Source organism: Burkholderia sp. YIM B11467 (assembly GCF_052952715.1).
This window is the reverse complement of the sequence record NZ_JBQVSQ010000002.1, coordinates 1,075,003-1,087,864: the sequence shown is the minus strand read 5'-3', so window position 1 is coordinate 1,087,864 and position 12,862 is coordinate 1,075,003. Positions and strand designations below refer to the sequence as shown.

The window sequence follows — 12,862 nt, the reverse complement described above, 5'->3', positions numbered from 1 at the left end:
CAGTATTCGCAGCGTCGCGCGCCTCGCGAGCGACCGTTCTCGTGGCAACGCATGCGCGTTCCATGCGCAAACAGACCCCTTGGAAGATATCTCTGTGACACAACGTATTCTCGAACCGACCGAGATCTCGGCACTCGATCATTCGGCCATTCCGCGCTTTCGCCTGCCGGAGCGCGCCACCGCGTTCTCGGCGCGCGCCGCGCGGCTGCGCAAGCTCGCCGACCTGAACCCGATCAGCGGCTACCTGCGGCTGATGGCCACCGTCGCCGATGCGCAGCATGCGACGCTGCAGACGCTGGAGCTGCCGCTGCCGTCGCAGGAAGCGATCGCGCGCGCGCAGCAGCATTCGATGCCGCTCGTGCCGGCGCTCGACGGCGAGCGCGATCCGCGATGGCGCGCCGTGCTGTACGAACTGCTCGACCGCGTCGAGGGCGCCGGGCTCGTCAACCCGTCGCTCGCGAGGCTGCTCGACCGGCTGCGCCTGATGGCGCCCGCCGAACTCGACGCGCAGGCCGACGCGATCCTCGCGCTGCGCTTCGCGGAGGTCGACCCGGCCACCGCGCCGTTCCTGATGGCCGCGCTGCAGGTCGTGTGGACGGACCTCGCGAGCCGCGTGTCGCCGGCCGACGTTCCGTATCTCGACCAGCCGGGGCTGTGCCCCGTCTGCGGCACGCATCCGGTGGCCAGCGTCGTGCGGGTCGGCGGCCAGTTCCAGGGCTACCGTTTCCTGCAGTGCGGGCTGTGCACGACCGAGTGGCACATGGTGCGCACGAAGTGTTCGCATTGCGATTCGACGAAGGGCATCGCGTATCACGGGATCGAGGGCGGCAGCGAAGCCGTCAAGGCCGAATCGTGCGACGAGTGCAAGACCTATCGCAAGATCGGCTATCAGGAGAAGGACTACGAGTTCGAGCCGCTGGCGGACGATCTCGCGAGCCTCACGCTCGATCTGCTGATGAACGAGGCCGGCTATCAGCGCAGCTCGCCGAATCCGCTGCTGTGGCCGGATGTGTCGCGGGAAGCGGAGTGACGGCAGGGGGCCGGGGGCGGTGCGCGAGCGCCGGCTTCGGCCGTCTGCGAAGCATCAGACGGGAGCCACCACGACGTGACCGAACCGGGTTTGAATGAACTGAATGCCGTGCTCGCGCGCGTGCCGTCGGTCGAGCGCGTGCTGTCGTCGGCGCCGCTGCAACCGCTGCTCGCCGACTATGGCCGCACGCGCGTGCTGAACGCCGTGCGCGCCGAACTCGAACGCTGGCGCACCGCGGCGCAGCATGACCCGGCGGCGGCCGAGCCGCTCGACGAGCCGCGCATCGCCGCGGCCGTCGCACGCACGCTGGCCGCGCAGAGCGCCGGTGCCGTGCGCGCGGTGTTCAACCTGACCGGTACCGTGCTGCACACGAACCTCGGGCGCGCGCTGCTGCCCGACGACGCGGTGCGCGCGGTGGTCGACGCGCTCACGCGGCCCGTCAACCTCGAATTCGATCTCGCCACGGGCCGCCGCGGCGATCGCGACGACCTGATCGACGATCTGCTGTGCGAACTGACGGGCGCCGAAGCCGCGACCGTCGTCAACAACAACGCGGCAGCCGTGCTGCTGACGCTGTCGGCGCTCGCGACGAAGCGCGAAGTCGTCGTGTCGCGCGGCGAGCTGGTCGAGATCGGCGGCGCATTCCGTATTCCCGACATCATGAGCCGTGCCGGTGCAAGGCTGCGCGAGGTCGGCACGACGAATCGCACCCATCTGCACGACTACGCGGATGCGATCGGCCCGCGCACGGCGCTGCTGATGAAGGTGCACTGCAGCAACTACGCGATCAGCGGCTTCACGAAGGAGGCGACGCTCGCCGAACTCGCGCCGCTCGCGCGCGAGCACGGGCTGCCGGTCGCCGTCGATCTCGGCAGCGGCACGCTCGCCGACCTGTCGTCATGGGGCCTGCCGCACGAGACGACCGTGCAGGAAACCGTCGCCGCCGGCGCAAACGTTGTCACGTTCAGCGGCGACAAGCTGCTCGGCGGCCCGCAGGCCGGCCTGATCGTCGGCGATCGCGCACTGGTCGAGAAGATCAAGAAACATCCGCTCAAGCGCGCGCTGCGCGTCGGCAAGCTGACGCTCGCGGCGCTCGAACCCGTGCTGCGTCTTTATCAGGCGCCCGAATTTCTGCGCGACCGGCTCACGACGCTGCGCCTGCTGACGCGTCCGCGGCATGAGATCGCCGAAGCCGCCGAACGCGTGCGTCCGGTGTTGCAGGCCGCACTCGGCAGCAGCTTCGACGTGACGGTCGAGCCGATGTTCAGCCAGATCGGCAGCGGCGCGCTGCCGGTCGACCAGTTGCCGAGCGCCGGGCTCGTCGTGCGCACGGCGGACGGCAAGCGCAGCGGCCGCGCGCTCGCGCAGCTCGAGAAACGGCTGCGTGAATGGCCGCGACCGGTGATCGGCCGCGTTGCCGATAATGCGCTGCGGCTGGACTTGCGCTGCCTCGAAGCCGCCGACGAAGCGGCATTCGTCGCGCAATGCGTGCCGTTCGCAGGGCCCGCTGCATGATCGTCGGTACCGCCGGACACATCGACCACGGCAAGACGACGCTCGCGCGTGCGCTGACCGGTGTCGACACCGACCGCCTGAAGGAAGAGAAGGCGCGCGGCATCTCGATCGAACTCGGTTACGCGTACACGCCGCTCGACAACGGCGACGTGCTGGGCCTGATCGACGTGCCGGGCCACGAGAAGCTGATTCATACGATGGCGGCCGGCGCGTGCGGGATCGACTTCGCGCTGCTCGTGATTGCCGCCGACGACGGCGTGATGCCGCAGACGCGCGAGCATCTCGCGATCCTGCAACTGCTCGGCGTAACGCACGGCGCTGTCGCGCTGACGAAATGCGATCGCGTCGACGCCGTGCGCGTCGCCCAGGTGCGCGACGAGATCGCCGCATGGCTGCACGACTCGACGCTGGCCGGCGTGCCGATTTTCGAAACCCGCGCGACGGCCGTGGACGATCCGGGCGTCGCCGCGTTGAAACGTCACCTGGCCGACGCGGCGATCGCATGGCGCGCCCGCCGCGACGACGGCCTGTTCCGGCTCGCGGTCGATCGCGTGTTTACGCTCGCGGGGCAGGGGACCGTCGTGACGGGCACTGCATTCGCGGGTCGTGTCGCGACGGGCGACACGCTCGCGATCGTGCGCACGGGCGGCGCGGCCCGCGTGCGCAGCATCCATGCGCAGAACCGGCCGGTCGAGGCCGGCCACGCGGGCGAGCGTTGCGCACTGAATCTCGCCGGCGTCGACAAGGCCGATGTCGAGCGCGGCGATACCGTCGCCGATCCGCGGCTCGTCGCGACGTCGCCGCGCGTGGACGTCGAGCTGACGCTGCTCGCGGATGCCGGGCTGACGCTGACGCACTGGGCGCCGCTGCACGTGCATCTCGGCACGCTGCATCGCGTCGCGCATGTCGCGCTGCTCGACGGCGACACGCTCGCGGCCGGCCAGCGGATGCGCGTGCAACTGGTGTTCGACGAACCGGTATTCGCGCTGCCGGGCAACCGGTTCATCGTCCGCAATCCGCAGGCGACGCGCACCGTCGGCGGCGGTCGCGTGCTCGATCCGTTCGGGCCGGCGAACAAGCGCCGCACGCCCGCGCGCCGCGCGTGGCTCGATGCGCTCGCCATCTGGCTCGACACAGGGCGCCTTGATGCGCTGCTCGCGCAGGCGCCGCTCGGCATCGCGCGCACGATGCTCACGCATCTGACGGGCTTTGCGCCGAACGCGCTGGTGTTGCCCGTAGACGCGCAGGCGATCGGGCAGCGCGACGCCGCGTCGAATGACGGCGCGGTGATTTCGCATGCGCACTGGCGCGCGCTGCAGACGCGGGCGATCGATACGCTGCGCGCGTATCACGAGCGCATGCCCGACGAGCAGGGGCTCGACGCTGCACGCCTGCGGCGGATGGCTGCGCCGCTCGTCGGCGATGCGCTGTGGCGTGCGCTCGTCGATGCGGCGGTGGCCGGCGGCGAAGTCGTGCGCAGCGGGCCGTGGCTGCACCTGCCGTCGCATTCGGTGAGCCTCGAGCCGCGCGAGGAAGGGCTGGCGCGGCAACTGCTGCCGCTGATTCATGCGGGGCGCTTCGATCCGCCGTGGGTGCGCGACCTGGCCCGCGACACGGGTGCGGCCGAGGACGCGGTACGCACGCTGTTGCGCAAGCTCGCGCGGCGCGGCGACGTGCACCAGGTCGTGCGCGACCTGTTCTATCACGCGGATGTCGTGCGCGAGCTCGCCGAACTGGTCGCGCATCTCGCGCCGTCGCCCGGCGCGGGGCTCGATGCCGCGACGTTCCGCGACGCGACGGGGCTCGGCCGCAAGCGCGCGATCCAGATTCTCGAGTTCTTCGATCGGGTTGGGTATACTCGCTTCCACCGCGATCTTCACTTCCTGCGGCCTGACAGCGGTTGGGTGGGTATTCAGGCGTAGGCGCTCGTTGTTCTTCTGGTTCTTTTCCCCGAGGAAGGCATTCGTATCCGGTGGTACGGCCGGGCTTCAAACCCGGTTGGGGGTGTCAGACACTCCCGGGTCGGTTCGACTCCGGCTGCCTTCCGCCATTCCGTTTCTTCCGATTCTGCGCGCTTCAGACAGCGTGCATTTGCGTCACGGGCCGACGCTGTAAAGCGGCCACGATCGAGCAAACTTGATTGGGAAAATTACTGAAAGTTTGCGAATTATTTTCCGGCTATAGTGGAATCACTGGGGGTAGGCATGGCGCTTCTTGCCGATACCGACCAGGTAATGACTGTAGACGGGTGCTGTATGAAAAATAAAATCGAAAAGACCGCCGGACCGATCTGGGGTGTGGCTGCTGGATTGCTTCTTGCCGCCGCAGGACTGAGTCTCGGCATCTTCCCGACGTCCCTGCACAGCTCGGGAACCGCAAACGACTTCATGGCGTCCGGTGCTGCGATGCTGGGCATCTTCCTCGTCGTCTATTCCATGCACGAGTTACGAAGAAAGCGCTCGCACTGAGCGTTCGCGCGTCGCTGTCCACGAAACACGACTCGAGCCGGCCGACGGCTCATGAATGCGCTCGTCCGTGATACGCACGAGCCGTACGGGAATTCGTGCGCGCTACGACTTGAGGATTTCGTGCTTGTAGACGAGCTCGACGATGCGTTTCGTCGGGATGCTCGCGCGCAATTCGTCGACGCCGTCGATCGGAAACCACCGGCATTGCTCGATCTCGTTGTTCGGCTGCGGCGTGTGGTCCGGGCCGATTTCCGCGAAGAACACGTGATGGATCTTCGCGAGCCCGGTGAACTGCATCGAGTACACCAGATGCTGGCCGGTGACGCCGGTTTCTTCGCACAACTCGCGATGTGCGGCTTCGAGCGGCGTTTCCCCGCGCTTGATCGTGCCGCCGGGCAGCGCCCAGCGTGACGACGCGCGCGCGACGAGCAGCACGTGCTTGTCGCGGTAGCAGACAACGGTAGCGCGTTCCTTGATCGGTACGACACTTGTTTCGGGGACGTTGTTGGATGCAGGTTGGGACATGTAGTGATTCTAACCAGTGTCGTGCGCTCGGCCAAGCCGGGATCGTGGGCCAATGCCGGGCGGCAGTGCTGGCGGTTGTACAAGCGATGAGCCGCTGGCTGACCTTTCGCGACATGCCTCGTGCCTGGCCTGGTCGCGCAGCCACTGGATATGGCCTTTGAGCAGCGTGGCCGGCCACCGGGGCTGCCGTTCCATTCGGGCCAAGGCAGCGAATAGGCGAGCCGGAAGGTTCGCGGCACCTATGACGTTACCGGATATGGCAAGGCACGAGTCGTCGTCGCAATCCACCGCACCTGCTCCCGCGCCTGCATCCATGCCCGTGCTCTCGATCGTCGTTTTCGGCGACGACGTCACGATGGGCACGTCTTGCGGCGCGATGGGATTGCTGTCACCGGTCACGCCGAACGAGCCTGCAGTGCTGCAAACACCGCATCGGACGCGGCTTGATGATGTCACCGTCGCAAACCGCACGACCGGAGGTCGTGCGACCGGCCCCTCATGAATGAGCTGGGCGGCATGGATGGCGGAGGGCGGCCGCTTGTGCAACGCCTTGCTCGGTCGCCGGCGACGATCGTTGTCGAATCGCACAGGGCCAACGATATGTGTGGTGGCGAAACGGTCCGCGACGATGAGGGCTGTTTCGCGAAGTGGCTGAGGCCGTGGGCGTGGCGGGCAAGACTCCCGACCTTGAGAGGGCTTGCCCCACGCGCGCCCCCGATCATTCGCCGTTGCCGAAGTACGTCGCGGCGACGGGGGCGCAGCTGTCGAGATCAAGGCGCCGATCATCCAGCGGCACCGTTACTTCCCATCGATTCCGGGCTGGCAGTCGCATGTGAGCGGCTGCTTCTGTCCTGACGCCGCGCGCTCGATGTCCCCAAGACGCAGCAAGAAGAGGCGATCATCGCGCCGCTGCTCAAAGCACCTGTAGGGATTCAAGGGTTGGTCAACCGGATTACGGGCAAGCTGAACCAGACGCGCGGCCAATTGACCATGAGGCTACAATAGCCGGTCTTTTTTTTGGAGTGCTGCGATGTCGACAGAGGCAGTGGATCGCGAGATCAATGGTGCTTATTCACGCCAGACTGTCTCCGCACTGTTTAAGCGGGGACAAAACAATTTCGATCTCATTCGACTACTTGCCGCTATCGGAGTAATGTTCGGCCACTCGTTCTTGATTCAACCAGCACACGGAAGGCATGAACCGATTGCCAGGCTTACCGGTCTGGAGTACTCGGGGAGTCTGTCCGTGTACGCATTTTTCCTTGTCAGTGGGATGCTTGTTACTGACAGCTTCGTTAGGCAACGTTCAGTGTTGAGATTTGCGGCGCATCGAGTGGCCCGCATCTTCCCCGGGCTCGTTGCGTGCGTCCTCATTACAGCGTATGTCTTGTATCCCGCACTTTCGAATCTGAGTCTACTGGACGCAATTCGAAGCGATGATGCCGCCCGTTACGTCATCAGAAATATTACCTTTTATCCCGACATCGTATATACGCTCCCGCATATCTTTGATACGGCGCCATTCAAGAACTCTGTCAATGGCTCGCTCTGGACTATCCCGATAGAACTGAAGTGCTATCTAATTGTCGTGGTGGCAGGAATTATCGGGGTGCTTCGATCAAGACTTGCCGCGCTGGCATTTCTTTCGCTTTGTATTGCATGCTTATGGTGGATGATCCTAAAGGGGGCGCCGTACGACTTCCTGAGGAGTTACGTCACAAAACCAGCGGACTATTCATTTTATCCGGTCGCATTTTTTCTGATCGGTATGCTGCTCTATTCGCTGCGAGAGCATGTCATCGTTGACGTCAGATTTTGGGTGGTAGTGGCCTGTTGTTATGTTCTTTTGGCGCATTCAGTGGTGGGGCCTGTGCTTTTCTATGGGATGTTCGTGTACGGCATTTTGTGTTTCGCGTCGGCTAGACGTTTTTTTGCTGTGTCGCCAAAGAATGATTTTTCCTACGGCGTCTATCTATGGGCATTCCCGGTTCAGCAATTTGTCGCATCCGCTTACCCGAAAATGGACAACTTGCTAGGACTGGTGCTATCGATTCCCATGGCGTTGATGCTGGCTGCATTGTCATGGCACTTTGTCGAGCGTCCATGCATCGCCTATTGTCGTAGGCTTATGGCTCGGGATTGATGAAATCGACGCTGCCGATTCGGCAGGCTGCTCATGTACTGATGGCAACCTGCCGATATTTGATCGACAGCGCAGATTTGGCGCCGAAATCCAGCCCCCGGGAAAAGTAATTTGGGTGGATTCGGACGGCGGCGAATTAAGGATCAGAGGTGCAGCGTTTTATCTCATCTCCTGATCGCCATCGCCAATTTCCGAAGGGGAGCGGTGATCCGCCAGGAGGTCGACCTGCGCATCGCATCGAGTTGGTGTATTAGTTGCGCGACGGACGCTTTCTCGTTGTTGGAGGAAGTTTCCCTGACGCAGAACTGCGATGACCATTTGCTGTAGATGCTTTCGCCTGCTGCCTTGGATAGCGTTGCGAACATTGCAGTCGGTTTGACAATGCCGAAATCTATCAGTGATGTATTAAGGCTCTCCACGTAATCGATGAAGCGCCTGTCGCTTTCATTGTTGGGTGAGAAATTATTTCCATAAATTCTGTCAATAAACACATCGATGACATTCCCATGTCCGACGAATTTGTTGAAAAAGAATCTCTCGGTCAACAAAGGCATGATGTCCTGCGCGCGAATTCCTTCGAATGTGTCATCTGACGTGCAGTCATAGTTCACATAGCGATCTTCGTGGCATTTTGCGAAGAAGTTGAACTTCTTTTCAAGCGGCAGCGAGTCCCATAACTGTTCGACGAAGACCAGCGCTTCCGGCCAGCGCATATGACCGTTGCGACCAATCATGTCGGATATAACAAAAACCCCATTTTCTGTCAATGCATTACGGACCGAGTCGAAAATGAACTCAAGTTCGACGAAGTGGTGCAGGGAGTGATTCGCCATGACTGCGTCAAATGGCCCGTCTGGAAAATCAGTATTCAGATTCAATACCTTGAAGGTCATGTGCCTGTCTACACCACTCTTCATGGCCGCGTCCTTTGCAAAATCAGACACGGCTGGGTTCAGATCCGTACAGACGAATTCGATGGTGCAACCAAAATCGAGAAGATGCTTGACTATCTCGATCTCGGTTGAACAATCCCCCGATCCGAGTGACAGTATTCTGAATGGACTGTTCCCGGTGCTATTTTTGTTATTTGATCGTTTATACGCTTTATTGATTTCGCTTGCGAAAATGAAGTTTATTCTCGGATCCCCGAATACCTCTATCAATCGTGGGCTGAGATATTTGTTGGCCCAATATGAAAACATGGGTGGAATCGAGCTTGTTACTCCGCCCTCCTCAAGCACGCGCGTAAAGTTTGCGATCTCTTTTTGGATCTGGATGTTGAAGTCAGCCTCGGCCACGTTAGCTCCTTGCTTTTGCATGGATGCAGAATGGTACTGAAGTCAATGCGAGCTGTTGTCCCGCCACATAATGCCAGAAGAGGGCGTTGCTCGATCAGTGTGAGCTACTTGTGAAGGACCAACTGGGGCTAGTCCGGGCCGCCAGATGCCGCCTCACCGTCCGAGAACATAACATTGATTGCACCCCTTTGTAAGTCAATCGATGCGTATTGATTCATAACGATGCCAGAGATCGAGCAGCTGATATGTTTCATCACGATGACGCATCCGTCTGCGCCGTTGCCGCCCATTGCGTTGGAATCGCCACCACCGCCGCGCCATAACCAACGCGCGCTTCGGCGGCCGATGCGGGAGCATTCCACTCGAGCCCAGAACGGACGATCCGCCAGCGCCGTCCATGCTTGGGAATGAACTTCCATAACCTGATGACCCGAAGTTGCAAGGTACTGATCGCGTTGCTCGGCGCAGTGGTTACAGATCCTCCCGCAGTAGCTGAACCGGGATTCGGGGTCGAGGCAAGGAGGCTTCCTCCATTCGCAGATGACACGGCTGCGAGCGGATCGGAAGCAATTGGCGATCGCATCCAAGTGCTGAACGAGGTGTGAGCGGCGATGTGCGATGCGTTGCGGAAGATTGCGCGGTGGATACCGACGATCGGACGCCGGAGCGATTACGGTCGGTTCAGCCGTCATGCATTTGAATAGGCGGCAGGACTTTCGCGACATTCGCGGACTCGAATGAGTCGTCCGTGATTCCAGGTCTGATCTTCATGCTCGTCGCGGGCTACGGTTGGGCCGTCCGCGACATCACCCGCCTTGGGACCCCGTGTCGAGCCAGTCCGCGGCGTCAGAACTGTGCCCAGCGCATCGGCTCCACGTTTCGCAAGCGGCAACGAGACAGAAGGGCGATACAAAAGCAATCAGGATCACGACGGCGGCGCAGCGTCGGCTCGAGCTTCGGGCCTGGCGGCGCGCTACCGCCTGGGGTGTTTCATCTCCTCGGCTTCCATTGCCGCGGTGCGTTCCTCGCTCGCGGAAACAGGTTCCATGGCCTCGTCGATCGAGGCCAATGCGTACTCGCAGGCCAGCTTGGTTTCCTCGACGTCGGCGTCCGGCTCCTCGTCGTCGTTGAGCGGCGGCTCGAGCATGTCTTTGAGCATCGTCGCCAGTTCCGGGGTGTCCCAGGGTTCGCCTCGTTGCTCCTTCTTCCTGATGTAGTGCCGGATCTCCGCATCCTGTTCGGGTGTCAGTGGCAGGTGCCGAAAGGTGCTGCTTGGGTTGGCATCGATCATGATGTTGCTCCGAAGTCCGGCGGGGTCCCGGTTTGGCTGCTTCCCGGGATGCTCCATGCCGGAAAAACGATAAGGATGACCGATCGACTCGCGAGCGAGGCCGGGCCAGGGCGACTCGCGCGACGGTCGGCGCTGCGGATACTGCGTTCGCCGAGCGGATGCACAGCCTGCAATTCGGTATTCACGATGCGTTGGGTCCCGAATTGATGCGCCATCGAATGCTCGGACGTGCGTGGCAGATTCTTATTTGCGGAAGTTCGGATCATGGATCCGGTCGAGGCGAGCGAACAGCTCATTGATCTGGTATTCGAGTACCTTGTTTCGCTCGAATCGTGTCCGAAGTGCGTCGAGCTTGACTCGCCAATACGCCGGATCGCTCACTGGCGATCGGTTGGTGAAGGCGTCGTGGGTTTGCTCGAGCAGTCCGATCGCTCCCCTAATGTGAGCCAGTTCGCGCTCCACATCGCAGTACCAGCTCATTTTCCGACTCCCGGTTATGGTTCGATTCTTGTTTTTTGTACGGCGAGTGCGTTCGATTTCACTCGAAAGCCGCCGCACGGGCCAATTTCGAGCGGTGTTGTCGTCCGTGCCCGCAGGCAGGATCTCGACCACAGTGTCGAAGCCTGCGCCGTCGTCATGCGGGCGGTCGTGTTGCGCCGGCGCATGGGGCAAATGAGCGCGCAATATTCGAATCCACGATAGAGATGCGCGCTCATGACGAGCTGCTGAACTCTGAACGTCCGGGCGCGACGAATCGCAGGGCGAACGCATCCGGCCTGTATCGCCGTGTGTGGCGCGACGGGGGGACGAAAGACTTAGCGCTGCGTGCGACAGTGGGCGCGCTGCAGCAAGAGGGAAGAGGGAGGGCGAGCAGTCGAACGGATCACGACTGCCCGGATGAGTTCATCATACGCGCGTCGTCCTTCGGGTGCCCAGCTTATTTCGGGCGGCGCGGATTGCCGCTGGTACGCGGTGCCGGGAGCGGTCGGGGTGCGCCGGCGGTCGGCGTTCGGGCCGACCGGCGCGGTGCCTGAAGCACCGCGCGGTTGCCACGTATCGGGTCCTTACTTCTTTTCCGGCAGGAACCAGTTCATCACCAGCGCGCAGATGCCGCCCGTCGCGACGCCCGATTCCAGCACGTTCTTCAGTGCGTGCGGCAGGCTGTTGAGAATGTCCGGCACCTGCGATACGCCGAGGCCGAGCGCCAGCGACACCGCGATGATCAACAGCGCGCGGCGGTCGAGCTGGACGCCCGCGAGAATGTTGATGCCCGATGCGGCCACCGCGCCGAACATCACCATCGCCGCACCGCCGAGCACCGGCTCCGGCACGGCCTGCAGCACGCCGGCGACGACCGGGAACAGGCCGAGCACCACGAGCATCCCCGCGATCCAGATGCCGACATGGCGGCTCGCGACGCCGGTGATCTGGATCACGCCGTTGTTCTGCGCGAACACGGAGCTCGGGAACGTATTGAACACGCCGGCCAGCAGCGAGTTCGCGCCGTTGACGAGCACGCCGCCCTTGATTCGTTGCATCCACACCGGGCCTTCGACCGGTTCGTTCGAGATCTTGCTGGTGGCCGTCACGTCGCCGATCGCCTCGAGCGACGTGACGAGGTAGATGATCAGCATCGGCACGAACAGCGACCACGAGAAACCGATGCCGAAATGAAGCGGCGTCGGCACCTGGAACAACGCGGCCTGGTGCATGCCGGTGAAGTCGAGTCGGCCGAGGAACGCGGCCGCGAGGTAGCCGATCACGAGTGCGATGACGAGCGCGGTGCTGCGCACCCAGACGATCGGCACGCGGTTCAGCAGGATGATCGTGCCGAGCACGAGGCCCGACAGCGTCAGGTTCTCTGCGCTCGCGAACGTGCCCTTGGCCATCGCGCCATAACCACCGCCCATGCTGATGAGGCCGACCTTGATCAGCGTGAGGCCGATCAGCAGCACGACGATGCCGGTGACGAGCGGCGTGATCAGGCGCTTCACGAACGGCAGGATGCGCGACACGCTCATCTCGACGAACGACCCGGCAATCACGACGCCGAAGATCGCGGCCATCACGGTCTCGACCGGCGTGCCCTGCTTGACCATCAGGCTGCCGCCGGCGATCAGCGGGCCGACGAAGTTGAAGCTGGTGCCCTGAACGATCAGCAGGCCGGCGCCCAGCGGGCCGAAGCGCTTGCACTGGACGAAGGTGGCGATGCCGGAAATCACCAGCGACATCGACACGATCAGGGTCGTATCGCGGCTGGACACGCCGAGCGCCTGGCAGATCAGCAGGCCGGGCGTGACGATCGGCACGATGATCGCCAGCAGGTGCTGTAGCGCGGCGACGAAAGCGACCATCGGCGCCGGCCGGTCGTTCGGGCCGTAGACGAGGTCGCGGGCCGATGCTGCGGCGTCGGCGCCGTGGGCGGCAGGTTGGGCGGAGGAGGCGGGTTGCATGGCGAGCGGGCCGGACAAGGTGGAAAGTGCGGCATTTTAGCCGAAGGGCCCGCCGCCGCCGTCGGGGCGCGCTGCGATAGCCGGGGATCGGCCGACGGCGAAAACGGCGACGGATCGGCGCCCGCTCGGCCGCGAAGCG

Annotated in this window: 10 protein-coding genes and 1 tRNA gene; 7 read left to right on the top strand and 4 right to left on the bottom strand. The window is 63.0% G+C overall.

Annotated features, from left to right (window positions below):
- Positions 1 to 94 precede the first annotated feature (94 nt).
- From fdhE to ACTRWB_RS11965, 5 genes are all read left to right on the top strand, one after another.
- Positions 95 to 1,030, top strand: a complete 936-nt coding sequence (gene fdhE, locus ACTRWB_RS11985; RefSeq protein WP_193100925.1) for a formate dehydrogenase accessory protein FdhE — start codon at positions 95 to 97, stop codon at positions 1,028 to 1,030.
- A 75-nt stretch (positions 1,031 to 1,105) separates the two neighbouring features.
- Complete coding sequence (gene selA, locus ACTRWB_RS11980) at positions 1,106 to 2,545, top strand: L-seryl-tRNA(Sec) selenium transferase (RefSeq protein WP_446902029.1); 1,440 nt, start codon at positions 1,106 to 1,108, stop codon at positions 2,543 to 2,545.
- Complete coding sequence (selB, locus tag ACTRWB_RS11975) at positions 2,542 to 4,467, top strand: selenocysteine-specific translation elongation factor (RefSeq protein ID WP_446902028.1); 1,926 nt, start codon at positions 2,542 to 2,544, stop codon at positions 4,465 to 4,467. Before selA ends, selB begins: the two co-directional genes overlap by 4 nt.
- Positions 4,468 to 4,499: 32 nt before the next feature.
- Positions 4,500 to 4,595, top strand: a tRNA-Sec gene (locus tag ACTRWB_RS11970).
- Positions 4,596 to 4,800: 205 nt separating this feature from the next.
- The gene (locus ACTRWB_RS11965; RefSeq protein ID WP_419689789.1) at positions 4,801 to 5,013 is read left to right on the top strand and encodes a hypothetical protein; all 213 of its coding nucleotides are present in this window, start codon (positions 4,801 to 4,803) and stop codon (positions 5,011 to 5,013) included.
- Between the two features lie 102 nt (positions 5,014 to 5,115).
- Here the strand turns inward: ACTRWB_RS11965 and ACTRWB_RS11960 are convergent, their stop codons facing one another.
- Positions 5,116 to 5,538 carry an NUDIX hydrolase gene (locus ACTRWB_RS11960; protein ID WP_446902027.1) on the bottom strand — a complete coding sequence of 141 codons (423 nt, stop codon included), beginning with the start codon at positions 5,536 to 5,538 and terminating at the stop codon, positions 5,116 to 5,118.
- Positions 5,539 to 6,568: 1,030 nt separating this feature from the next.
- Between ACTRWB_RS11960 and ACTRWB_RS11955 the strand changes: the two genes are divergently transcribed.
- Positions 6,569 to 7,681: an acyltransferase family protein gene (locus tag ACTRWB_RS11955; protein WP_446902026.1), complete on the top strand. Its 1,113-nt coding sequence runs from the start codon at positions 6,569 to 6,571 to the stop codon at positions 7,679 to 7,681.
- 164 nt (positions 7,682 to 7,845) lie between these two features.
- Here the strand turns inward: ACTRWB_RS11955 and ACTRWB_RS11950 are convergent, their stop codons facing one another.
- Together ACTRWB_RS11950 and ACTRWB_RS11945 are read right to left on the bottom strand one after the other, a co-directional pair.
- Complete coding sequence (locus ACTRWB_RS11950; RefSeq protein ID WP_446902025.1) at positions 7,846 to 9,000, bottom strand: class I SAM-dependent methyltransferase; 1,155 nt, start codon at positions 8,998 to 9,000, stop codon at positions 7,846 to 7,848.
- A gap of 952 nt (positions 9,001 to 9,952) precedes the next feature.
- The gene (locus tag ACTRWB_RS11945) at positions 9,953 to 10,270 is read right to left on the bottom strand and encodes a hypothetical protein (protein ID WP_129516970.1); all 318 of its coding nucleotides are present in this window, start codon (positions 10,268 to 10,270) and stop codon (positions 9,953 to 9,955) included.
- A 264-nt stretch (positions 10,271 to 10,534) separates the two neighbouring features.
- Here ACTRWB_RS11945 and ACTRWB_RS11940 point away from each other — a divergent pair, with 264 nt between their 5' ends.
- Entirely contained in the window at positions 10,535 to 10,972 is a 438-nt protein-coding gene (locus tag ACTRWB_RS11940; protein ID WP_446902024.1) for a hypothetical protein, read from the top strand.
- 362 nt (positions 10,973 to 11,334) lie between these two features.
- Here the strand turns inward: ACTRWB_RS11940 and ACTRWB_RS11935 are convergent, their stop codons facing one another.
- Positions 11,335 to 12,723, bottom strand: a complete 1,389-nt coding sequence (locus tag ACTRWB_RS11935) for a nucleobase:cation symporter-2 family protein (RefSeq protein WP_193100921.1) — start codon at positions 12,721 to 12,723, stop codon at positions 11,335 to 11,337.
- Between the last annotated feature and the right edge of the window lie 139 nt (positions 12,724 to 12,862).

Excerpts from the sequence above, each read along its gene's own strand:
- selB (WP_446902028.1), top strand. The coding sequence starts at position 2,542 with ATGATCGTCGGTACCGCCGGACACATCGACCACGGCAAGACGACGCTC.
- ACTRWB_RS11965 (WP_419689789.1), top strand. The coding sequence starts at position 4,801 with ATGAAAAATAAAATCGAAAAGACCGCCGGACCGATCTGGGGTGTGGCT.
- ACTRWB_RS11960 (WP_446902027.1), bottom strand. The coding sequence starts at position 5,538 with ATGTCCCAACCTGCATCCAACAACGTCCCCGAAACAAGTGTCGTACCG.
- ACTRWB_RS11955 (WP_446902026.1), top strand. The coding sequence starts at position 6,569 with ATGTCGACAGAGGCAGTGGATCGCGAGATCAATGGTGCTTATTCACGC.
- ACTRWB_RS11950 (WP_446902025.1), bottom strand. The coding sequence starts at position 9,000 with ATGCAAAAGCAAGGAGCTAACGTGGCCGAGGCTGACTTCAACATCCAG.
- ACTRWB_RS11945 (WP_129516970.1), bottom strand. The coding sequence starts at position 10,270 with ATGATCGATGCCAACCCAAGCAGCACCTTTCGGCACCTGCCACTGACA.
- ACTRWB_RS11940 (WP_446902024.1), top strand. The coding sequence starts at position 10,535 with ATGGATCCGGTCGAGGCGAGCGAACAGCTCATTGATCTGGTATTCGAG.
- ACTRWB_RS11935 (WP_193100921.1), bottom strand. The coding sequence starts at position 12,723 with ATGCAACCCGCCTCCTCCGCCCAACCTGCCGCCCACGGCGCCGACGCC.